The sequence below is a fragment of the Bacillus cereus group sp. MYBK227-1 genome (assembly GCF_051916325.1).
GTDB lineage: Bacteria > Bacillota > Bacilli > Bacillales > Bacillaceae_G > Bacillus_A > Bacillus_A cereus.
The window spans coordinates 60,754-84,659 of record NZ_JBQAGK010000001.1 but is presented as its reverse complement, the minus strand read 5'-3'; the positions used below and the strand labels follow the sequence as shown (position 1 = coordinate 84,659).

Genomic DNA, 23,906 nt, shown 5'->3' with positions numbered 1-23,906 from the left:
ACCTCTTTTTTCTTTAAAGCGGATTACATTTTGGCATCTCAAGTCCAGACGATTGTGCTAATTTTAATAAGTAATAACATTCTTCTCTTGCCATATGATCCGCCATTCTAGCAGATAATGCACTTAATATTTCATTCGATAACTCCAGCTCTTCGACCTCATGGAGAAAATGCGAAAATAATTTTAACTCAAGTGAAACATCTTTTGTAAACTTCTTTAATGCAGGAAAATGATGAAGCTCTGTCCGTAAATACCCCGTCATTTCAACTGCCTTTAAATAAAATTGTTCAAAGTGCTTCGTAAATTCTTCGCTTTTCTCTTTTAATCTTTTTTCAACAAGATCTAATCCACCAGAAATAGACCCTGCATGGCCAGCCGCATCCGTTAACCAAACGAGATGATAATGTAATTCATGAAAAACAGGCGGAACTTCTCCTTTATTTAAAAATTCTAACACTGTTATATACTCTTCTACTTCGTTTACCATATGATTGATGAAAGTTGGCGTAAAATGAATAGTGATTTTTCCCTCGAGTTGTTTCTGTATAATACTTAATTTAAACGTTCGTATTTCCTTTGCGGCTCGTTCTGCCTCTTTTGAAAACGCAATGAGATTCACATTACGAACTTTATTTAACAGATTCGTAAATGTTTCAACAAAATAAGTGGCCTTTTTTATATCCTCTTTTTCCTTCGGAGCTAATGCATCAAGTAAAAATTGCGAATGATCAGTAAGCACCTTTAGCCAAAATTGATGCTCAAACAATGCACTTTCTTCATAATTCCTCTCCACTAAATCCCCTCCGTTTATTCGTCCTTCTCTATCACTTGAATTTTATATCCATCTGGGTCTTGTACTACAATACTCTTCTCACTTTTGTTTTCTGTATATGCAATTTTATAAAACACTAACCTCTTCTTTAAGTTCTCTATGTTAGAAATTGAAAACATTAGTACATCAACCGAATCCGTAACACTCTTCTCACGCCCACCCAAACTACGATTCATTACAAAACTAACTCTCATTGAATCAGCATCATACCAAACCCCTGTTACATCTAATTGGGGTCTTTCTAAACTAGGCTTGATTCCTAAAATCCCTTCATAAAAATACAAAGTTTCCTTTAAGTTTTTCACTTCCAATACAATGAATTGTTTCACATTCTCCACATTCATTCCCCCCGTACCTATTACTTTTTTATATGTGTCATAAAGGCCTATTATGTCTGAATACAATACGTAGTGATGAAGAATATAGGGAGGTTTATTAATGGATAAATATATGAAATCATATGTGCCATATCATAGTCCTCAAGATCCTTGTCCTCCTATTGGTAAAAAATATTACTCTACCCCTCCTAATTTATATTTAGGTTTTCAACCGCCAAATTTACCACAATTCTCACCGAAAGAAGCACTACAAAAAGGAACCTTATGGCCTATCTTTTATGATTATTACGAAAATCCTTATAAAAAAGGGCGGTGACTACTGACGTGAACCAGCCACTACCAGAAGAGTATTATCGACTTTTAGAGAATCTCCAAGAATTAGACTTTGTATTAGTTGAACTAACCCTTTACTTAGACACCCACCCAGACGATACAGCAGCTATTAACCAATTTAATGATTTTTCCTATAAACGAAGAGTATTAAAACAACAGATGGAAGAAAAATATGGACCGCTTCAACAGTATGGAAATAGCTATTCTAATGCCCCTTGGGAATGGAGCAAAGGTCCTTGGCCATGGCAAATATAAAGGAGAGAAACTATGTGGATTTATGAAAAAAAATTACAATACCCTGTTAAAGTAGGCACTTGTAATCCAGCACTTGCAAAATTATTAATTGAGCAATACGGTGGTGCAGATGGAGAATTAGCTGCTGCACTACGTTACTTAAATCAGCGTTATACAATCCCGGATAAAGTCATTGGCCTCCTTACCGATATTGGTACAGAAGAATTTGCGCATCTTGAAATGATTGCTACAATGGTTTATAAGCTGACAAAAGATGCGACTCCTGAACAGATGAAGGCAGCTGGTCTCGACCCTCATTACGTCGATCATGACAGCGCACTTCATTACCATAACGCAGCTGGTGTTCCATTTACTGCAACCTATATACAAGCTAAAGGTGATCCAATTGCCGACCTATACGAAGATATTGCGGCTGAAGAAAAAGCGCGTGCCACATATCAATGGCTTATCAACCAATCTGACGATCCCGACATAAATGACAGTTTACGCTTTTTACGCGAACGAGAAATTGTCCATTCACAACGTTTCCGAGAAGCGGTTGAAATTTTAAAAGAAGAACGCGATAGAAAAATATATTTTTAATACACGTATCCTAGCGATATGTGTTTTTTTTACGTTAAAAGTTAAATCCTTCCTATTAAACATACAAATAGTATATTTATTCGATTTAATGCATTATTTTTTAATTTTTTCAAAATTCCCTATTGCTTTCTAGTCATCAGACCTTTAAAATAATAACAGTTACTCGACAAATTATTTGAATTTTCGACAAAAATACTCATTAGGAGGATTTTCTTTATATGCGTACAACTTTGAAACCAGCGCAAATACTTTCGATTAGTTTATTACTCTTCGCAGTTTTCTTCGGTGCTGGTAATATGATTTTCCCGCCCCTTCTTGGCCTTTCTTCCGGAGAAAATATGTGGGTTTCCATTACAGGGTTTATTATTACAGACGTCGGTTTATCTTTACTTGCTATCGTTGCTGTTGCCCTTGCTGGTGGTAGTTTTAACACTTTAGCGAGCCGTGTTCATCCAAAATTCGCAGCAGTATTCGCTATCATTATTTATCTTTCAATCGGCCCACTATTTGTTATTCCACGAACTGGATCTGTATCTTATGAAATTGGGATTGCACCACTTTTCCCAGATCAATGGTATTCTATGTTAGTTTTTAGTGCGATTTTCTTTACAGTCGTTTACTTCTTATCATTAAATCCATCCAAGCTAGTAGATCATATTGGTAAAATATTAACGCCAATTTTACTTGTAATTATTGCAATTATGGCAACAAAAGCGATTCTTTCACCAGGAACGTTTGCAGAGCCTATCGGTGACTATAAAGACATCCCGTTTTTCAAAGGATTTCTTGAAGGATTTTTAACGTTAGATGCAATTGGCGCTCTCGTACTATCAACAATTGTTGTAAATGCAATTCGTCAAAACGGTATACAAGAGAAGAAATCTATCGCGAAATATACAATCATTTGCGGAAGTATCGCTGCTCTATTCTTAACAATTGTTTACTTCTTACTCGGTTATATCGGAGCTTCAAACGGAAACTTGGGACAATTCGAGAACGGTGGTCAACTATTAGCAACTGTTATGTACCAATTCTTTGGGACAAGCGGTAATGTTTTATTAAGTATCGCCATTATCTTCGCTTGTTTAACAACAGCAATTGGTGTTGTAAGTGCATTCGCCAACTATTTCGCAACAGTATTAACAAATGTTTCTTACAAAAAGCTCGTACTATACGTTTGTATCTTTAGTTTCGTTATTTCAAACTTAGGATTAAGCTTATTAATTAAAATCACACTACCTGTATTAATTATTTTGTACCCAATTACAATCATTTTAATTTTCGTATCATTTATCGATAAATATACGAAACGTAAACCTTCTGTCTACATCGGAGCAATGATCGCAGCATTCATTATTAGCTGTATTCATGCACTTGATAATGTGGGAATGATACCAAGTTTTATCGCTAATATCGTACACACGATTCCTTTTTATAACTTAGGAATCGGCTGGATCGTTCCAGCAATAATTGGTGGTATAATCGGATACTTTATTCCGCAAACAGAAGCTGAAGGTGAAGTTTCTGCAAAGTAAAAAGAAGCAAGCATGAAATCCATGCTTGCTTCTTTTTCTCTTCACATCGTATGTTTAAACGTAAACAACTCTTCCTTTGACTGTACAGCAGATTGTTCCTCTTCTACAACTTCCTTCTTTATCTCTCCCCCTAATCGAACTTTCAACATCGCCTCTTCTAGACTTTTTACAATCATATTTCCTGAAAAAATGGTAAGCCCGAAAAATGTAATTGGGACGAGAGGAATCCATGGATGCACTGTTAAAGATCTAAAATAGACTCCAATTAGCCCTGACCATTCATGTGTGTAAGATTCTATTTCTTCTATCGGTCCTAAAAACTTAACCGTTCCGCCAAAGAATATTTCTAGTAACCCTAAGTGCAGTAAAATAGTAAGAGTCTGCGTAAACTGCTGAAAAAATACAAGTATAAACGTCATATAAAGGTGCGGGAAAAGATGCTTTATAACAATATGTCTTCTCGATCCACCTAATATGCGTGCGGCATCAACAAATTCCTCCGTTCGCAATTTACGAACTTCCTTCGCAACATACAGTGCAATAACTGGCATTACAAGCATTACAAGCATTACAAGTAAGACAACTTGAAACGAAGCCCTTTCAAAAAAGGTTGTTGTTTCCTCCCCGCTTCCAAATGCATTTGCAGATTGAAGAAAAAAATACGCAATCATAACTGTCGGAATAACTGTAAAACTATCAAAGAAAGCCTCAATTTTTGAAAATCCTCTTTTTATATACGTTCCGAGTACGACACCGAAAAACACACCTATTACCATTCTAAGTGCCGCAATTAAAATAGATATACCAATCGTCCACTTCGCGCCTTCAATAACTAAATGTAAAAGGTCGTATCCTTTCCGATCTGTCCCGAGTAAAAATTGTAATGAAGGTGAAAACGGTGGCACTTGTGGATTTTCATCCGCATCATATTGCAATGTAACTTGTCTAATATGTCCATCATTCCATAACGTATTTCCGATGCTCAAAAGAACTAATAGGAGAAGAAACCCAATGCTTATCCAAAATCTTTTATCACGTTTTATATACGTCCACATATTATAATCTCTCCTTCATCGCAGCCGGAATGAGATAATGAAACAATTTAAATAAAATAAAAATCGGAATATATATAAGAAGCACACTAACGATGAAAACCTCAACTCTAATACCAAAATAAGATTTCAAAAACATAAAAATACCACCCGTATTAAAAATCCATTCTATAATATATAAATTAGATAACATAAAAAAGATATTCGTTTTCGCAAAGAATAATGTACTAAGCAACACATTTCGTAAAATATGACGATTTAAAATATGAAAGCGCCCCAGCCCTTTCGCCTTAGCAAATAGTACATAATCTTTTTCTAGTTCATTTTCAAAACGAAGCACGACCATTTTTACAAACATAATCGTAGTCGGGATGCTCAAACAAAGTATCGGCAATCCTCTAATTGACTCGCCTCCAATTGAAGCAATTTGAAAAGGTAAAAAACCTGTTTGTTTAAAAAACCATATAACTAAAATTTGTGATACTAAAATAAGAAGGATATCTGGAATAGATTCTAGGAAGATAAGAAATGATTTAATTCGATGTTGTATACGCGGTGAACTACTCATAATTACATAAACAATACAAAATGCTACAAATAATGAAATAAAAAAAGCAGCTAAAAAAATAATAATCGTTTCTTTATAATGGACGAACAGCTGCGGAAATAAAAATTTACCTTTCACATATTGCAAATTGGAAATATCCATTAAGTTCACAAACACTTCTTTTAAACTCTGTATGTACTTTGATACATCCAGCTTAAATCCATAAAACAATTTCGGCAGAGCCCCTAACATAATAATCCCCAAAATCGAAATAATAAATTGAATTGTCACTTCCATCCCATTCAGAAAAACTTTTTTGACCACGTTTTCCCTTCTCTCTCTTTATATTTTACTCTCTAATTTTATTCTTAATTTTCTGAATTGTAAATATTCAAACATAAAAAATCACTAGGTTATGATCCTAGTGATTCTTTATGCGCATGCCTTTCTCTTTTTGCAAACGGCATATACAAAATAAAACACCCAATAAGCGCTGCGAGTTCTAATGAAATAATATAGTAAGGATGCGGTCCTAACATATCGAGTAATGAAGCTGTTTCTGGCTTATGAGCTAAAAACATATAATTACCGCCTGTTTTATAATTCACAAACGAAACAAGCGGAATCAATATGTTTAAAAATATCATCGTACGCTTAATAGATTGCAAGGTCGGTCTATAGCCTTCCACCCAAGTCATAAAGAGTGGTGCCCAAATGAGCAATATATGCGCGATAAAATATTCAATGAAACGAAAATGCGGAAAAGCATACTGCAAGTTTGGCGTTAAAATAGCTTGTGATGCACCAATAATTCCCGTGAAAAATACAATCTCATATATGCGGTAACTTTTTGTTACGATCATAATCGACGCTAATAATAAACTAATCGTACATAATTCAAACGGTAATGAAGTAGCTAGCTCAAAAATCCCCGCTTTCCACTCCCACATATGAAGCCCAATTTCACTACCTATAAATAAAAATGCAATTGCATATCGAACCGTTATATTCCACTCACTTTGACGTAATACATCTTGGTATTGATACAGAAAAAATATCCCCACCAACATAATAAATAATATAAGGGCATGTTGCCTTGAGTATGGAATAAATGGTTTTAATGGGTGTGCGCTAAAATAAGCTTCCATCTTCCTTCCTCCTTTCCTCCATACAATATTATTGTAAGAAAGAAACGACGAGTCAATTCATTTGCTTACACTAGGACAACCTCTACCTTACATTTACATATTCATACCTTACAAAACTGTAAGGTTATTGTAAGCTAAAACGATTTGTCAGATTCTTTACCTCTTCTATACTTAATGTAGATACTAAAACGAACGAAAAGGTGATAAATAGATGAAGAAGAAAAATAAAGTGTTAATTACTAGTGTAGTAGCAATCGGAATTGCAGCTGGATCATACTTTGCATTTGCTGGTGGCGGTTCAGATGTAGCAATGGCATATAGCGGATATAAAGTAACCGAAAAACAAATCCAAAACGCGCAAAAATTTGGTGGCGAAGTTATTCCAAATGGAATTGAAACTATTTCATTCGATCCAACAAAAGGAACATATGAATTAGCTGTGAAAAAAGGCGATGAAGTGAAAAAAGGTCAGCTTCTATTTAAATACAATGATCCGACTGCGAAACAAGGTGTAACAGAAGCAGAAATGCAAAAGAAAATCGCACAAAAAGAAGTAACGTTGCTCCAAAAACAAATTGATGTAGCGAAACAAAAATTACAAAAAGATAAAAATGCAGGCCTTCCTGCTGAAGCATTAAAAGCATCAGAAGCCGAAGTTGGGCAATTAGAATCACAAATTGAAATGAAAAAGTTTGAAGTTGAAAAAGCTGATGAAATGATTAAAGCAGCAAAAGAGAAAGTAAACAATCTTTCTGTAACAAGTCCTGCTGATGGCGTAATTGATGATATCGTAAAAACTGCTGACGAAAAAACAGGTATGAGCGGAATTACTCTTCGTCACGCTGGTCAATTTAAAATAAAAGGTCAAATTTCTGAATATGAGCTTGCTAGTATGAAAGTTGGGCAAGAAGTAACTGTTTCATCAAAAACTGTCGCTGGTAAGACTTGGACAGGAAAAGTAACAGAAATCGGTTCTACACCATTAAAGAGCATGGATGAAAATAAAACTGTTTCTAACTATCAATTCACTGTCACATTAGATAATAGTGACGAATTACAAAACGGCTTCCACGTTTACGTAACAAGTAAATCTGGCGAAGCAACTGGTACAATTGTTCCGAAAAGCAGTATCGTGAAAAAAGGTGACAAAAATGTTGTCTTCGTTGTAAAAGACGGTAAGGCGAAAGAACAAGCAGTTACTGTTGAATTCGAGACTGATAGCGAAGCAAAAGTTTCTGGAGTGAAAAAAGGAGAGGAAATTATCTCTAAACCTGAAAAAGACTTAAAAGATGGTATGGAGGTTGTCGCCCAGTGATTAACTTAAAAGGCATCACGAAATCCTTCCAAAATGGTGCAGAGTCCGTTCAAATATTACACGGAATTGACGTAACACTGAACCAAGGAGAATTCACTTCAATTATGGGACCTTCTGGTTCTGGTAAATCAACACTAATGAACATTATCGGTTGCTTAGATAAACCGACGACAGGTACGTACGAACTAGCCGGTCAAAATATTTCAAACATGACTGAAACAGAACTTGCACACGTACGTAATAAAGAGATCGGATTCGTATTCCAAAACTTCATGTTATTACCGAGACTTACAGCGCTTCAAAATGTAGAACTACCTCTTATTTACGCTGGAGTCGATAAAAAAGAAAGACGCGAGCGCTCATTAGCCGCTTTAATAAAAGTCGGTTTAGCTGATCGCGCTACTCACTTACCGAACGAATTATCCGGTGGTCAAAAGCAACGTGTCGCCGTTGCCCGCGCAATCGTAAATAACCCGAAATTCATTTTAGCCGATGAACCGACGGGAGCACTTGATACGAAAACAAGTACACAAATTATGGACCTCTTTTACGAATTAAATAAACAAGGCTCAACAATCATTATGATTACCCATGACCGTGAAATCGGGGAAGCTGCAGCACGTCAAATTGTAATTCGTGACGGAAATATCGTCCAAGATTGGAGAGGTTAATTTTGAATACGAGTGAAAATATACGCATGGCCCTTTCCTCTATCTTTGCTCATAAAATGCGTTCTATCTTAACGATGTTAGGTATTATTATTGGGGTTAGTGCCATCATTACTATTATCTCGATTGGGGATGGAACAAACGCAAAGTTCCGCGAACAAATCGGGAATGAAAAAAAAGATCAGTTTTCTGTAAATTATAAGACAGAAGATTACTCAGATATGGACGGCAAAATTTCCTCAAGCATGTATGAAAGTATATCCAAAATTTCTGGTGTGCAAGAAGTTTATCCAGATGTAAAAGGAAAAGAAAAAGTATATGCAGGAAAAAAAGAATTAGATCTTGATATTACCGGTGCAAAAGGTGATTATTTTGAAGATACATCTAAATTCAAACTTGAGCACGGCAGATTTTTAACAGCAGCTGATTTAGACAGACCTGAACACACAATTGTATTAAATACAGATGCTTTTGATAAATTATATTCTTCATGGGAACCAAACTTATATGTAGATATAAAAGGTACACCATACAAAGTAGTTGGCGTATATTCAATAAAAGCAATGATGGGTGGCATGACATTTAAAGAAGGTGTCATTTCAGCAGAAAACTGGCCTGTACTATTCGGGAAAAACAACTACGATTCTGTAACGGTAAAAATTGCTCCTGGTCAAGATAAGGAAACTGTTCAAGAAGCAGTTGTAAAATCATTAAATGAAGCAAAAAAACCAGAGCATTCAGGTAAATTTGAAGTACCAGATCCACAAGAATTCTTAAAAGAAATTGATAGCTTCACAGGTATATTAAAAAGTGTATTCGGTGGTATTGCTGCTATTTCCTTACTTGTAGGTGGTATTGGTGTAATGAACATTATGCTAGTATCTGTAACAGAACGTACACGTGAAATTGGTATCCGTAAAGCATTAGGTGCAACACGTGGTAAAGTATTAATGCAATTCTTAATCGAAGCTTGTATTTTAACAGCACTTGGTGGTTTTGTCGGATTTATGCTTGGAATCTTCTTCGCATGGATTGTCGCAATGTTTGCAGGATGGCCACTTGTCGTTTCACTAAAACTAGGACTTATCTCCGTTGCCCTATCTATGTTAATCGGTATACTATTCGGTTTACTACCAGCTAACAAAGCTGCCAAACTGGATCCAATTGAATGTTTACGATATGAATAAACAAAAACGTAGGAGTTTACACTCCTGCGTTTTTTATTTACCTATTAAATCGAGTTTCTTCTATTATATATGTTTCACGTTACAACTATCATTCTAATACTCTTCATTATTTATAGGTACTAAGGCTATTATCTAATCCTATTATTGCAAAAATACTATGTAACAGACGAAAATCAAGGCGTAATTTTTTCCATACTTCGACTGATTTTGTAACAATTATATCGATATTTTATTAAATTTCACCTCATTTATATATTTTCACGCCTAAAAAGATTATCGTTTCATAACTAAATTTCCATTCAAACAGTAAAATAAGCTATTTTTGTAACACTATAGATATCATCAAGAAATATTACTGTAACATTATTAACGTTACAGTAATTGAAATACTACTCATTTTGTGTTTCATATGCCCTAATACGCCAAAAAACAACAAGGAAGCGCTATCAGGATATTTATGGAATTGTTACAGAATATTAATGCCCCATTACGAAAGCTTTGTAATTTTATGTTTTTCGCAAATAAGAAAATAATGGTTGCTATAATGAGGTCAACGAAAACAAATGCAATGGAGGCTATTATGAAAAAATTTATGGGTATAGCAACAGCAGCGGTTTTTGGTCTTGGGATTTTCACAACATCTGCTAAAGCAGAAACAATCGTAACGACTGACGTACTAAACGTACGAGAAAACCCAACTACTGAATCAAAAGTTGTAGGAAAATTATTAGATGGATATAAAGTAAATGTTTTACATACAGAAAATGGTTGGTCAAAAGTTCAATTGAATAGCGGTAAAGAAGCTTTCATAAGCGCTGACTATACAAAAGACACTTACTACGTAACAGCAAACGTATTAAACGTACGTGCTGGGGCAAACACAGACTCAGAGATTCTTGGTAAGTTGAAAAAAGATGATGTAATTGAAACAACACACCAAGTACAAAATGATTGGATTCAATTTGAATATAACGGAAAAACAGCTTATGTTCATGTTCCTTACTTAACAGGTAAAGCACCAGTTAAAGTTCAACCAGTAGCTAAAGTTGAAAAAACGACTACAGTTCAAGATACAGCTAAAGTTCGTGAAGCAGCTAAAGCTCAGGAAGTAGCTGAAACTCAAGCAAAAGCTAAAGCAGTGGAAGCAACTAAAGCTCGCGAAGCAGCTGAAGCTCAAGCAGAAGTTAAAGCTCAAGAAGCGGCTAAAGCTCGTGAAGCAGCTAAGGCTCAAGAAGCAGCTAAAGCTCAGGCAGATGCTGAAGCTCAAGCAGAAGTTAAAGCTCAAGAGGCAGCTAAAGCTCGTGAAGCAGCTAAAGCTCAAGCAGATGCTGAAGCTCAAGCAGCGGCTAAGGCTCAAGAAGCAGCTAAAGCTCGTGAAGCAGCTAAAGCTCAAGAGGCAGCTGAAGCTCGTGAAGCAGCTAAGGCTCAAGAAGCTCGTGAAGCGGCTAAAGCTCAAAAACCAGCTACACAACAACCTGTTGCAAAAGAAACTGAAACAAGTACACCATCATCTTCTCGTGAGTTACGTGTTGTAGCAACAGCTTACACAGCAGATCCACTTGAAAATGGTTATAAAGCAGGCGACCAAGTAAAATCAGCTTTAGGCCACAACTTAACAGCTAATCCAAACATGAAACTAATTGCAGTTGATCCAAGTGTCATTCCATTAGGTTCAAAAGTATGGGTTGAAGGTTACGGAGTAGCAATCGCTGGTGATACTGGTGGAGCTATTAAAGGTAATAAAATCGACGTTTTAATGCCAGATAAAGGTTCATCAAGTAGCTGGGGACGTAAAACAGTTACAGTTAAAGTATTAAACTAGTTATAAAAAAGAGCCAGTCTCATCGTTGAGACTGGCTCCTTTTCTATAATTATTACATTCTTTCTTTCTCTTGAAAGTAAGCAATATTGTCTCGAAGCCACTCCCTCTCCGACATAAACAAGTTTCCACGTTTTTTGTATACCTTATCAAATATCTTTAAAACTTCTTCATGATTAGCAAACTTATGTAAGAAACGAAGAGCAATGATAATCTCTGCTTCATCCGTAGGCTCTACTTCATTTTTACGTCTTCTAGCAACAATTTTATTCACACGTTCGCAAATTGCTCTCATTGCCATTTCGTCGCCATACGTATAAATAGCTCGAACAGCTTCATATTTCACCATAACATTTCTATCATGTAAAGCTTCAATATAAACTATTTGTAAGTCCGATCCCCCTATTTTTGCTAAAACCTCAATAACGGTTGAACGAACATAGGCACTATTACTATATAAAAGCTTTGTTAACGGCAGAATCGATTGCTTCGTTCCAATCTCAAACAATGTATAACAAATATGTGTAATCTCATCTTTATTTTCTTCAGTATCCAACAACTTTAGCAACGCACTTTCCGCTTCTAACGATTTATATAACTTTAAGGAAGCAACTGCCCAATAACGAACACTATCGTTTTTATGATAAATATACGGAATGATTTTATTTGTACTACTTATTTCTGGCAATGTATAAATATTACTAAGCAGTTCACTTAACAAAGTCGGGCTTTGTTCACATTCCAAACGATCTATAAGATAATCAGCAATATAGATTTCCTTCGTATTGATGGCGAGTTTCGTCATTAAATAATAAATATCTTTCTTCATAGATACCTTTTTTGCTTTGATTACCTTCTGCTGTAAATAAAGAAAAGTTAATAAGTCATTTAACGCTTTTGCTTCATCATACGCACGATGCCAAATCTCTGTTTCCTCATCAGCCATCCGCCTTAATAAATCATCTATATACTCTTCCATCTCCTTCTCTCCCGTCCAAATTAAGTCTATCTCTTTGCATTCTATATACGATAGATTACTATTTCAACAGAAAAAAGAGGATGTCACAGCATCCTCTCCTTCTCTTCCCTATTCCACACAAGTAAACTGCGTCCAAGCTCCTACATAATCTAGTAAGAATAACTCCTCTTCTGCAATTGTACCGACAATATTTTTCCGTTCATCTATCGGCATTTCTTTCAGAATGATTTGCAGTTCACCTTTATACTTACCAAATGAATTGTTTCCAATTACAACTTGCCCTCTTTCCTGCAGCACACTTTCACGCACTGGGAAGTCATAATCTTTGTACTTTTTACGTACTTCTGTAGAACGTACCATATACTCTGTTATGTCGCCGCGCCTTACGTGTAATTCTTGCAGCGTAGCTCTCTTCTCTACTTCAGTCGCTTCGTCTACAAAGTGCACTTTTAGCTGTAACATGTAGCGATTTAAGTTTCCTAGTTTCTCTAACTCTTCCTCACTCGCATAAGCATTTCCGATAATGACATCATCAATTAACCCTGTTGCCCATAAATGCTTCGCTTGTACTTCAATTGGTAAATTACGATGCTCTTCTAATGTACATAATCCATCGTTAATATCCCATGGACCGATGTTTGCGACATGTGATGTAATAAAGGCTGCACTGCGAATACCATGCTTTTTAAAGCGTTCACTACAGCGAATGAAATAATCGTATGGAAGACCAGTGAATTTTTGCGGATAAAAATTATGGCAACCAATTAAAGCTGATTTATTCGCTTGATGCGAAAGAATATTTTCTAAGTACGCAATATCGTTACTTACATTTAACTCAATTTTTAAACCGTACGGATTATTCGTCATTTTCGCTTCCGTTAATCCGTCAAAACCTACATCTAAACGAATACCGTCTGCGCCTAATTCTGCGAAAAATGATAGATCGCTATAACTAATACCAAGCTGATCAAACACAGCTGGAGCTACATCTAAAATAACTTCCATATTGTTATCTTTTGCGTGATTGATAATCTCTTTAAATTCAGCTACAATTTCTTCTTTCGGACGATTCACAGATAACAAACAAGTAAATATTCTTGAGAAACCGTGTCGTGCCGCTGCGGAAATATAAGCCATATCTTTTTCTTTCGTTGAATGTTCTGGATAAAGTGAAATTCCTAATTTACGCTCCATGCTTTTGCATCTCCTTCACACGTTGTATTAATGCCATGCTCGTAAATCTATATTTTGCAGATAAACACGTTGCACATAAAATTGTCGGTACAATAATTACGTACGGTGATTGCAATCCTAACATTACATATGCACCCATTGAACAACCGATAAATAAAACTGATACTAGTAGTAACACTAATAAAGATTTACTTTGTACCCATTTCGAATAATGGGCAATACACTGTCCGACCACGAATGTAATTAAGATGATAATTGCTCCGAGCATTCTGTTTTCTCCTCTCCTGCTAATTGTTGTTTCTCATACATTTTGAAGAATGGATAGTAAATAACGAATGAGATGACAAAGTTAACAAGTACAAGTACACCAGCCATAATTGTCCAGTCCGTACTAATTACCGCTGCAATTGGTGCTAACATCGTAAATGGCAGTTTCGCCATCATAAGTGGAATCATACCTGAAACAACTGCAAAATATGATACTGTCGTTGTCACTAACGGTGTAATAACGAACGGAATAATTAGAATTGGGTTCATTACAATCGGTGCCCCAAAAATAATTGGTTCGTTAATATTGAATAAACCTGGTACGAATGATAATCTACCTAACTCTTTTAGGAACTTAGATTTAGAGAACATAAACATAATTACTAAAGCTAACGTTGAGCCTGATCCGCCAATCCATACGAACCATTGAATAAATTGCTCTGTAAATAAGTTTGGTAACTGATGTGCATTTCCTGTAGCCGTGAATACTTCCATATTTTCAAGAATTGCTGAATCCCACATCGGACGAATAATTGGTCCTAAAATCGCTGGTCCATGTATACCGAATGACCAGAAAAACACGATTAAGAATACTGTTAATAAACCACCGAATAAATTATTTCCTACTAATACTGATTTTAATGGTGCGATTAAATATGTGATCGTTGTATTCACATCAAATTTCAAACCGTAGCGAATGCCCCAGAATAAAAGAATAACTGCTAATGTTGGAATTAATGCTGCAAACGAATTTGAAACTGCTGGTGGTACACTATCTGGTAATTTAATGGAGATATTATGCTTAATCATAAAATGATAAATTTCTACTGCAATTAATGCTGTAACAATTGCGCCGAATAAAGACGTTGCACTTAATGTTCCTACTGAAATATATCTACCTGCATCAATAACACCTGGTACAGCTTTCGTAATTTGAATTGGTTCAACTGATGCTAGTAAAAAGGCGAGTACAGATAATAACCCTGCACTTAACTGATTGAGCTGATAAAAGTTCGCGAGCGAAGCCCCTACACCAAACGCTGCGTATAATGCCATTAGTCCTACTGTAAATCGGAATGGAATATCTAAAATATGGCGAAACGGTGCAATCCATTCCATATATGCATCAATTGGTAAATTTAAAAAGATAACAAAAAATGATCCGACGATCGTTAACGGCAATGTAGAAATAACCCCGTTTCGAATTGCTAATAAATGTCGTTGTCCTGCAATCTTTTGCGTTGTTGGCATAATCTTTTGTTCCATAAAACTCATAAACCCATTCATCAATAGCCCTCCTCTTTCTCTCTACTATAAAAGAATGAAATAAACTTTATAACATTATAATGTTTATATTTAAAAAGATATAATTATGCTAAAACTAATTGTTCTGCTTGCTTAAGCACCTTCAAACCATCACACATGCCATAATCTCGTTGGTCTATAATCGCAACTGGTATATTGTATGAATTTGCAAGAAATTCTACAGCTGGAAATAAATATTTCACCTGTGGGCCAATTAAAACGACATCGGCTTCCTTAATTTCAAGCTTCACTAGTTCTGAATCAACTGCCTTAATTTTATAATTCTTCCCCTGTTTCTTTGCCTCTTCTTGCATTTTTCTTACGACCATACTCGTTGACATACCTGCTGCACAACATAATAAAATGTACATCTTATACGGTCACTTTCTCTTCTACTCGTTTATGAAGAGCAATAAATTCTTCAGCCAGTTCTTTCACTGTAATTGCATTCATTAAATGATCTTGTGCGTGCACCAACAGTAAACTAATTTCTGCATGATTTCCTCTTGCCTCTTCTTGAATTAAATCCGTTTGAATACGATGCGCTGCTGAAATTTCCTCACTAGCAAGTTTCATCTTTTCACCGGCATTCCCGAAATCTCCTTGTCTTGCAAAAGCAATTGCTTCAAGCGCCGCACTTCTCGCATTGCCACCATGTAAAATTAACGCAAATGGAGTTTGCATATCAGCCATTTTAAATTCCCCCAAGCTATATGTTTTCTATATTTCCATCTTATTATGAAAACGCATACAATTAAACATAAAAAACTTCCGTTATGTAACGGAAGTTTTTATATACTTTTTCAAAATGATAATAAAATCTCTTGAAAATCTTCAATTACCTCGGTCTGAGTAAGTTTCTCTATCGTAGTTTGACTAGACATAATATCATATAAAAAATCATAAAGCCTTTGCAAATCTTCATTATTATTGCGCTTTACACTAAATAAAATAATTACTTGTACTTTTTTATCTCCCCAATCAACAGCCTTTTCAAGTGTGCAAAACATCAAAAAAGTTTCCTCACTTAATAACTGCATCGGATGCGGGATTGCAACTGAATTCCCAACCGCTGTCGGAGACGTATTTTCTCTTTCCATAACAGAAGCATAAAAGTTTTCTGGTACATAGCGTTTCTCAGCAGCTTTCTCACATAAAAACTGAATAACATCCTCTTTCGTAGAAGCACTATAATTTAAAAAGATTAAATCTTCCTTAATATAAGGCTGCACACTAGTATTCACATGCGTAAACAACCGCTGACCAATCGATTTAATCTCTTTATCATCAAATATTGAATTCACTTTTATAACTGGAACAGGCAAGCCACTCGGTATATGAATCGTACTAATAATACAATCTATTTTTTCTTTATAAAGATCTTCTACTTTCAATTGATAATAGCCTGTAATACCTACAATCTCTAATTTATCTCGGAACTGTGATAAAATTTTATATTTTAATAGTTGGGCACTTCCTTGACCAGTCGCACAAACTAATAAGCATCTTTTCTTTTGATTTTGCTCCTGCAAACGGCTCATAGCTCCACCGAAGTGAATTGCAATATAACCAATTTCACTTTCAGGGATCGATTCACTCGTATATTCACCAATGATATCTCCAACGAGAACCGCAATTTCAAAAGCATACGGATAATTCTTTTTCACTTCTGCCAAAAGAGGATTTCTCGTATTTAACTTATACTTCAAACGATTTAATAACGTTTTTAAATGAATACCAAATCCAAATAATAATTCTTCATCATAATAAAAAATAAGATTCCGTTCTTCCGCTACTTTAAAAAGAATATGTTGCATAAATGCATATATATCTTTCCCTAATAGCTCTTCTATATTTTCATAGCGATTTCTCGTTGTAACAGCAGTACTTAATAAATGCATCGTCACATATAATACTTCTTCTTCTGGAAATGAAAATTTTAACGCTTTCTCTAAATCTCCTAAAATCTGCTTCGCAATTGTATATTCTTTCTTTATTATAAGTTCTGATTGCTCCGCATGCAGTCCTTTCATATAATGTTGACTTTGACAACGCTTTAATGCGATTGCAATATGAATGACTAAATTATCAATTTCTATATCAGATAAATATATTGTTCCGCCTTCAATATACTTTAATATAATTGAACGAATGAGTGATATATGCGGTAGCGATAAATATGTCTCCGTCTGCTCAAATTGCTCATGAAACGGAGTATGGTCATAACGCGGTAAACCATATTGTGATAAACAAGAACGAATATTAAATTCCTCTCCAACAATACGTATACCATAATACGGTCTCTTCTCAATTTGTAATTTATAGCGATCACATATATCTGTAACATCTTTCATAATTAAATTGACCGTTGATTTGCTCACATACATCTCTTCCGCTAATTCTGAAAGCTTCACATATCCCTCTGTCATTAAAACACGCTGCAGAATGTACGCTATTCTTTCTTCATAAGAAGTTGGGATCTTTTCCGTCTGTTTTTGAAATAGACTCACACAAAAGTCTTCAAATTTCTTCTTTTGTATAATTTCTAATTCGTACCCAGTCCCTCTTTGCGATTCGATTTTCGCTCCATTTTCTTCCAATATATCATTTAATAATTTTATATCCTTTTGAATCGTCTTCGTCGATACATGTAAACGGCCCGCTAAAAAAGCTCGATTTAACATCGATTTCTCTTCTAAAAATTCCTCTAAAATAGAAATTAATCGCTGATGCACCTTTGTCATAGCTCTTCCTCTCGCTCTTTATATATAAAGGGGGAAAAGCTGCTGAAATCAGTAGTTTTTCCCCTTTATATTCTCTCTATTTCTTTAATGTAAATCCGAATTTATCCCATGCTTGTAAATAGTCTAGTAAGAAAATCTCTTCTTCTACAATTCGACCAACTACATTTGTTTTTCCTGTATTCACCATATCTTTTAATGCAATTTGTAATTCGCCTTTATACTGACCATATTGTTCATTATCAATTAATAAATCCCCACGCTTAATTTCACGCGTATTATGAGGTTTAAACTCTTCTTTTTTATATTTCACACGACTTTGTGTAGAACGAATCATATATTCAGATACATCTCCGCGATAAAAATGTGGTTCGTTTAATACGATAATTCTTTCTAGTTCTGTCGTTGTATCATATATTTCTATATCAAATGTTTGTTTCTCTTTATTTAATGCACCTAGTGCTTGTAATTCTTCTTCTGACGCATATGCGTTTGCAATAATAACATCATCAATTAATTCCGTCGCGAATAAATGTTTCGCCTGTGTTGTCATCGGTAATTCACGATGCTGCTCTAATGTACATAACCCTTCTGTTACTGGCCAAGGTCCATATGTTGCATCAAATGATGAAATAAAAGCAGCCGTTCTCATACCGTAATCTTTAAATTGTTTCGAGCATTTAATGAAATGATCGTATGATAACCCTGAATAACGATGCGGATAAAAATTATGACAACCAATTAAATTTTCACGATTTGGTCTATGACTCATAATGTTATCTACATACTTCGTACCATTGCTCATATTAATCTCAATTTTCAAACCATACGGATTATAAGTCATAATTGATTCTTCTAATCCTGAAAAACCAACATCTAAACGAATACCGTACGCACCCAATTCATGGAAGAATGATAAATCATTATACGAAATACCTAATTGTTCAAAAACAGATGGACTAATATCCACTAATACTTGGAACCCTAATGCATTCGCATGTGAGATCGTTTCTTTAAATTCTTCAATAATTTTCTCTTTTTCTCCATCCACAGATAATAAACATGTGAACACACGTGTAAACCCATATTTACTTGCTAATGTTAAATACTCCTTATCTTTCTCTACTGTTGAATGTTCTGGATAAATAGAAATACCTAATCGTCTCATATGTACACGCCTCTTTCTTCATCATATTGTAAACCTTTTCAAATATATGTAGTGAAAAAGTATATATCCCCTTCTTGTTCACTACTCCTTTGAATCCGCTTTCTTTAAAGAAAAAACAATTTCTATCATTCTTAACACCTACAAGTCTATACATCTATACTTTACATCTTTTTTTCATAGTTGTGTAGCCTTTACACAAATTTGTCAGTTTTTCACCTTAAAAATTGTTATCCGTTTTCAAGACACCTTCCTTGACTGTTGCATTGGCCAATACATATACTCGAAAGAAAAGAGAAAATTTTATATAGGGGATGAATATATGGGAGAAGCAATACTCGTAAAACGAGAACCGTTATGGACAAAAGAGTTTGTTGCTTTAATTTTTGCAAACTTATGTATGTTTTTAGGGTTTCAAATGTTAATTCCAACCTTACCTGTTTATGTGAAAGAAATTGGTGGCACAAGTTCAAATATCGGATTTGTTGTCGGCATGTTTACCGTTGCGGCACTTTTTGTTAGACCGCTAACTGGGAACGCCTTGCAAAAATTCAATAAAAAAATCATTTTAATGATCGGTACTGCTATCTGTTTACTCGCTATGGGCAGTTACCTTTTCGCCTCAACTATTTTTCTCTTGCTTGCTGTTCGTATTTTGCACGGAGCTGGTTTCGGTATTACAACGACTACATATGGAACTGTCGTTTCTGATTTAATTCCCTCAGCTCGCCGCGGAGAAGGCATGGGATATTTTGGTCTTTCTGGAACACTTGCAATGGCCCTCGGTCCACTTATCGGACTATGGCTTATGCAAACATATAACTTCACAATTCTTTTTTTATGTGCATTATCGTGCACAATTGTTTCATTAATATTAACGAAACTACTTCAAATCCAAAAAACGAAACAGCCTCCACAACAATCATCTAGTACTTTTCTCGATGGATTTATTGAGCGTAAAGCTTTACTTCCTTCATTATTAATATTATGTATTACATTAATGTACGGAGGAATCGGAAGTTTTATCACACTATTTGCTACAGAAGTCGGCATAGCTGATATTAGTCTCTTCTTTTTATGTAACGCACTAGCAATCGCTGTGACTCGTCCATTCTCTGGAAAGCTATATGATGCGAAAGGCCATACATTCGTCATCATTCCGGGAGTTATTATAACGTTTACAGGTATTATTTTATTGTCGTATACGACGACAATTCCGAGCTTAATTATTGCTGCAGCATGTTACGGAAGTGGTTTTGGAGCGATCCAACCTGCACTACAAGCATGGATGATTGACCGCGTAGCACCGCATCGACGCGGCGTAGCAACTGCTACATTCTTCTCCGCATTTGACCTTGGAATCGGCGCTGGAGCGATTATCTTTGGATTTATTGCTCACTTTACAAACTATGCAACTGTATATCGTTACTCCTCTCTATTACTTATTGCTTTTCTCTTCATTTACATTACAAGCATAAGAAAACAAAAGCATGGCGATAAAAACACGGAAAAAGCTGCTGGATAATTCAGTGGCTTTTTTTATCGTGTTAAAAGAATTGTTTCCCCTCAAGTTACTGTTATAAACTACATGCATTTCCCTACATATTTTCTTAACTTTCATCAAAAAATATACGATGAACTCGCAGATACTTTCCTCGATATTCGACTGAACAACATTATTCTAAAAAGTGTGATTTCTTTACAAAATTAAGATTTATACAAGATAAAAACCAATGAAATGCAGTTGTTTCTTTAAGGGATTGTAAACTTTTATTCCCTTTGTAAATTTAGTGTAAATTTTACTAGCAAACCGTTTACAGTGACTCAAGGTTCAGTTAATAATTACATCGTACATGAAATTTAAGGAGTGGAATGCGTGGAATATAATGTTCAAGATATGATCTTCCAGTTCATTGGTGGATTAGGTATTTTCTTATTCGGGATTAAATACATGGGCGATGGACTGCAACAAGCAGCTGGAGATCGTCTTCGCGATATTCTAGATCGTTTTACAACAAACCCACTTATGGGTGTACTAGCAGGTATGTTAGTTACTGTATTAATCCAATCCAGTTCAGGAACAACCGCTTTAACAGTCGGACTTGTAAGTGCCGGATTTATGACATTAAGACAAGCAATCGGTGTTATTATGGGTGCAAACATCGGTACGACAGTTACTGCATTTATTATCGGAATTAAAATCGGAGAATATGCTCTCCCAGTTATGGCAGTTGGAGCAATCTTACTATTCTTCTTTAAAAATAAAAAAGTACATTCTGTAGGTCAAGTTGTATTCGGTTTTGGTATGTTATTCTTCGGTTTAGAATTAATGAGCGCAGGTATGAAACCTCTTCGTTCTTTAGAATCATTCCAAGAATTAACAGTGAGCATGAGTGATAATCCAATTTTAGGAATTGTTGTCGGTACAGTCTTTACTTTAATTGTACAAAGTTCAAGTGCAACAATCGGTATTTTACAAGAACTATTCGGTCAAGGTGCAATCGATTTACAAGCAGCTCTTCCTGTATTATTCGGTGATAACATCGGTACAACAATTACAGCTGTATTAGCAGCAATCGGTACTTCAATTGCAGCAAGACGTGCAGCATTAGTTCACGTTATCTTTAATATTATCGGTACAATTATCTTTACAATTTTATTAATACCATTTACAAGTTTAATTCAATATTTCCAAACATCATTAAACTTGAATCCAGAAATGACTATTGCATTTGCACACGGAACATTTAACGTAACAAATACAATCATTCAATTCCCGTTCATTGCAGTGTTAGCATGGATCGTAACAAAAATTATTCGTGGTGAAGATGCAGCGATTGACTTCAAACCACAACATTTAAATCCAATCTTTATTGAACAATCTCCAGCCATCGCTTTAACTGAAGCTCAAAAAGAGATTATCCGTATGGCTGAGTTCTCATTACATGGATTAAAAGAAGCAAATCAATTTTTAAATACACAAGACAAAAAACACGCAAACATGGCTACTCAATTAGAAGGAGCTATTAACAATTTAGATAAAAAAATTACCGAGTATTTAGTTTTACTATCAGAAAAGCCACTTTCACCTACGGATTCTGAAAAACATTCTGTTTTAGCAGGTGTTGTTGGAGATATTGAACGTGTCGGTGATCATGTAGAAAACCTTGTAGAACTTGTAGATTTCCAAATTTCAAACCGTGTTTCACTATCAGATGAAGCATTAGCTGAATTAAACGAAATGCTTGAGTTAACAATTTCAACACTGCAAGACTCAGTTGAAGCTTTAACAAACTTCGATACTGAACTAGCTCAAACTGTTATTGCCAAAGAACGCAAAATCGACCAAATGGAACGTGTTCTTCGTAAACGTCACGTATTACGTCTAAACGAACGCAGCTGTTCAGGTGATGCAAGTATCATCTTCGTCGATATGGTAAGTAACTTAGAGCGCATTGGCGATCACGCTGTAAATATCGCTGACGGTGTTTTAGGTGAACAAGGAAAAATCAATCTAAAACAATCATTATAATAAGAAAGAGACGCTAACTTAAGCGTCTCTTTTTTCATTATATTTTAACAACTGTTCTTCCTTTTAACTTTCCTTGCAATATAAGTGCAAACTTCTTCTCTAATTCTTCTAATGTACATTCTTCTGTATAAGATAGTAACTCTTTATTTCCCCATTCTTTCGCTAAAAGCGTCCAAACATCTCTTCTCACATCTACTGGGCATTGCACGGAATCTATCCCTAAAAGGCTTATACCTCGTAAAATAAACGGATATACCGTTGTTTGTAGTTCCTGGCCTGCCACATTACCGCATGTCGTTACACAACCACCATACTTTACTGTTTTTAAAGCTGTTTCTAGCATATGTCCACCTACAGTATCGATAACTCCCGCGTATATCCCTTTTAACATCGGTCTTCCTGATTCATCATTCAATTCCGCGCGATGAATCACCTTTTTCGCTCCTAGACGTAGTAGCATATCTTCCTCTTCCATTTTTCCTGTCGCTCCTACTACGTTAAACCCTAGCTTACTTAATATACTAACAGCTACACTCCCTACGCCGCCTGTAGCACCCGTTACTAAAACATCTCCCATACTAGGCTTGACTCCTGCTCCAATAAGCTTATATACCGACAAAGCCGCAGTAAAACCTGCTGTCCCATACATCATACTTTCCTTTAATGACATTCCTTCCGGTAAAGGCACGACCCAAGATGATGGCACGCGAATATATTCTCCGAAACCACCAGAGGTATTCATACCTAAGTCATATCCCGTTACAATAACTTGATCTCCTGCTTTAATGGTAGCATCTTCACTACTCACAACCACTCCTGCAGCATCAATTCCTGGCGTATGAGGATATGTTCTCGTAACACCCTTATTACCAGTAGCTGAAAGAGCATCTTTATAATTTAATGAAGAATAATGAACTTGTATGAATACGTCTCCCTCAGGTAAACTACTTACTTCTCTCTCAACAACTTTTCTTACAAACTGATGATTTTCCTTTTCGTTCACAACGATTGCTCGGAATGATGTATGATTCATTATGCTCTCTCCTTTATCCGTCAAATTCTTCTTTATTATATAGAAGAAATAAGTAAGCTTACTCATCTCTTCTTGGCTA

24 protein-coding genes are annotated in these 23,906 nt (G+C 35.4%); 10 read left to right on the top strand and 14 right to left on the bottom strand.

Features of this window, described 5'->3' with window-relative positions; translation table 11 throughout:
• Positions 1-13: 13 nt before the first annotated feature.
• The gene (locus ACTFRM_RS00575; protein WP_000440988.1) at positions 14-793 is read right to left on the bottom strand and encodes a DUF2935 domain-containing protein; all 780 of its coding nucleotides are present in this window, start codon (positions 791-793) and stop codon (positions 14-16) included.
• A gap of 14 nt (positions 794-807) precedes the next feature.
• Entirely contained in the window at positions 808-1,236 is a 429-nt protein-coding gene (locus ACTFRM_RS00570; RefSeq protein WP_162837398.1) for a VOC family protein, read from the bottom strand.
• 34 nt (positions 1,237-1,270) lie between these two features.
• On the opposite strand from ACTFRM_RS00570, the gene ACTFRM_RS00565 reads away from it, so the two are divergent.
• The 4 genes from ACTFRM_RS00565 (at position 1,271) to brnQ2 (ending at position 3,875) form a co-directional block, all read left to right on the top strand.
• Complete coding sequence (locus ACTFRM_RS00565; RefSeq protein ID WP_000362187.1) at positions 1,271-1,486, top strand: spore coat associated protein CotJA; 216 nt, start codon at positions 1,271-1,273, stop codon at positions 1,484-1,486.
• A gap of 8 nt (positions 1,487-1,494) precedes the next feature.
• Positions 1,495-1,758 (top strand): spore coat protein CotJB, encoded by a 264-nt coding sequence (gene cotJB / locus ACTFRM_RS00560; RefSeq protein ID WP_001075543.1) that lies wholly within the window; start codon positions 1,495-1,497, stop codon positions 1,756-1,758.
• 12 nt (positions 1,759-1,770) lie between these two features.
• Entirely contained in the window at positions 1,771-2,340 is a 570-nt protein-coding gene (gene cotJC, locus ACTFRM_RS00555; RefSeq protein WP_000265278.1) for a spore coat protein CotJC, read from the top strand.
• A gap of 218 nt (positions 2,341-2,558) precedes the next feature.
• Positions 2,559-3,875 (top strand): branched-chain amino acid transport system II carrier protein BrnQ2, encoded by a 1,317-nt coding sequence (gene brnQ2 / locus ACTFRM_RS00550; protein WP_001260934.1) that lies wholly within the window; start codon positions 2,559-2,561, stop codon positions 3,873-3,875.
• A gap of 41 nt (positions 3,876-3,916) precedes the next feature.
• On the opposite strand, the gene ACTFRM_RS00545 is transcribed toward brnQ2, so the two are convergent.
• The 3 genes from ACTFRM_RS00545 to ACTFRM_RS00535 form a co-directional block, all read right to left on the bottom strand.
• A complete protein-coding gene (locus tag ACTFRM_RS00545; RefSeq protein ID WP_440043065.1) occupies positions 3,917-4,930 on the bottom strand; it encodes an ABC transporter permease in 1,014 nt (337 codons plus the stop codon).
• 1 nt (position 4,931) lies between these two features.
• Positions 4,932-5,798, bottom strand: coding sequence for an ABC transporter permease subunit (locus ACTFRM_RS00540; RefSeq protein WP_000239670.1), 867 nt, complete (start codon positions 5,796-5,798; stop codon positions 4,932-4,934).
• 89 nt (positions 5,799-5,887) lie between these two features.
• The gene (locus ACTFRM_RS00535) at positions 5,888-6,622 is read right to left on the bottom strand and encodes a YwaF family protein (protein ID WP_000388698.1); all 735 of its coding nucleotides are present in this window, start codon (positions 6,620-6,622) and stop codon (positions 5,888-5,890) included.
• Between the two features lie 211 nt (positions 6,623-6,833).
• Here ACTFRM_RS00535 and ACTFRM_RS00530 point away from each other — a divergent pair, with 211 nt between their 5' ends.
• From ACTFRM_RS00530 to entC, 4 genes are all read left to right on the top strand, one after another.
• Positions 6,834-7,937: an efflux RND transporter periplasmic adaptor subunit gene (locus tag ACTFRM_RS00530; protein ID WP_440043064.1), complete on the top strand. Its 1,104-nt coding sequence runs from the start codon at positions 6,834-6,836 to the stop codon at positions 7,935-7,937.
• Positions 7,934-8,608, top strand: coding sequence for an ABC transporter ATP-binding protein (locus ACTFRM_RS00525; RefSeq protein ID WP_440043063.1), 675 nt, complete (start codon positions 7,934-7,936; stop codon positions 8,606-8,608). The genes ACTFRM_RS00530 and ACTFRM_RS00525 overlap by 4 nt, the downstream gene beginning before the upstream one ends.
• Before the next feature lie 26 nt (positions 8,609-8,634).
• Positions 8,635-9,792, top strand: a complete 1,158-nt coding sequence (locus ACTFRM_RS00520; RefSeq protein ID WP_002197439.1) for an ABC transporter permease — start codon at positions 8,635-8,637, stop codon at positions 9,790-9,792.
• Between the two features lie 457 nt (positions 9,793-10,249).
• Entirely contained in the window at positions 10,250-11,614 is a 1,365-nt protein-coding gene (gene entC / locus ACTFRM_RS00515; RefSeq protein ID WP_121868518.1) for a cell wall-binding protein EntC, read from the top strand.
• Positions 11,615-11,666: 52 nt separating this feature from the next.
• Here entC and ACTFRM_RS00510 read toward each other — a convergent pair whose 3' ends face one another.
• From ACTFRM_RS00510 to ACTFRM_RS00475, 8 genes are all read right to left on the bottom strand, one after another.
• Positions 11,667-12,590 carry a HEAT repeat domain-containing protein gene (locus ACTFRM_RS00510; protein WP_048538586.1) on the bottom strand — a complete coding sequence of 308 codons (924 nt, stop codon included), beginning with the start codon at positions 12,588-12,590 and terminating at the stop codon, positions 11,667-11,669.
• Positions 12,591-12,698: 108 nt separating this feature from the next.
• Entirely contained in the window at positions 12,699-13,784 is a 1,086-nt protein-coding gene (locus ACTFRM_RS00505; protein WP_000440054.1) for a DUF871 domain-containing protein, read from the bottom strand.
• Positions 13,774-14,052, bottom strand: a complete 279-nt coding sequence (locus tag ACTFRM_RS00500) for a hypothetical protein (RefSeq protein ID WP_000900048.1) — start codon at positions 14,050-14,052, stop codon at positions 13,774-13,776. Before ACTFRM_RS00500 ends, ACTFRM_RS00505 begins: the two co-directional genes overlap by 11 nt.
• Entirely contained in the window at positions 14,028-15,338 is a 1,311-nt protein-coding gene (locus ACTFRM_RS00495; RefSeq protein ID WP_001013053.1) for a PTS sugar transporter subunit IIC, read from the bottom strand. The genes ACTFRM_RS00500 and ACTFRM_RS00495 overlap by 25 nt, the downstream gene beginning before the upstream one ends.
• An 83-nt stretch (positions 15,339-15,421) precedes the next feature.
• The gene (locus tag ACTFRM_RS00490; RefSeq protein WP_000275642.1) at positions 15,422-15,727 is read right to left on the bottom strand and encodes a PTS sugar transporter subunit IIB; all 306 of its coding nucleotides are present in this window, start codon (positions 15,725-15,727) and stop codon (positions 15,422-15,424) included.
• Position 15,728: 1 nt separating this feature from the next.
• Positions 15,729-16,049 carry a PTS lactose/cellobiose transporter subunit IIA gene (locus ACTFRM_RS00485; RefSeq protein WP_000774631.1) on the bottom strand — a complete coding sequence of 107 codons (321 nt, stop codon included), beginning with the start codon at positions 16,047-16,049 and terminating at the stop codon, positions 15,729-15,731.
• 110 nt (positions 16,050-16,159) lie between these two features.
• Positions 16,160-18,100, bottom strand: coding sequence for a BglG family transcription antiterminator (locus ACTFRM_RS00480; protein WP_440043061.1), 1,941 nt, complete (start codon positions 18,098-18,100; stop codon positions 16,160-16,162).
• Positions 18,101-18,176: 76 nt separating this feature from the next.
• Positions 18,177-19,265: a DUF871 domain-containing protein gene (locus ACTFRM_RS00475; protein WP_001253349.1), complete on the bottom strand. Its 1,089-nt coding sequence runs from the start codon at positions 19,263-19,265 to the stop codon at positions 18,177-18,179.
• 319 nt (positions 19,266-19,584) lie between these two features.
• Between ACTFRM_RS00475 and ACTFRM_RS00470 the strand changes: the two genes are divergently transcribed.
• Both ACTFRM_RS00470 and ACTFRM_RS00465 read left to right on the top strand, forming a co-directional pair.
• Positions 19,585-20,787, top strand: coding sequence for an MFS transporter (locus ACTFRM_RS00470; protein WP_000503245.1), 1,203 nt, complete (start codon positions 19,585-19,587; stop codon positions 20,785-20,787).
• Positions 20,788-21,138: 351 nt separating this feature from the next.
• Positions 21,139-22,794 carry a Na/Pi cotransporter family protein gene (locus ACTFRM_RS00465; protein WP_000456278.1) on the top strand — a complete coding sequence of 552 codons (1,656 nt, stop codon included), beginning with the start codon at positions 21,139-21,141 and terminating at the stop codon, positions 22,792-22,794.
• A gap of 37 nt (positions 22,795-22,831) precedes the next feature.
• On the opposite strand, the gene ACTFRM_RS00460 is transcribed toward ACTFRM_RS00465, so the two are convergent.
• Positions 22,832-23,827, bottom strand: coding sequence for a YhdH/YhfP family quinone oxidoreductase (locus ACTFRM_RS00460; protein ID WP_001016960.1), 996 nt, complete (start codon positions 23,825-23,827; stop codon positions 22,832-22,834).
• Positions 23,828-23,906: the final 79 nt, after the last annotated feature.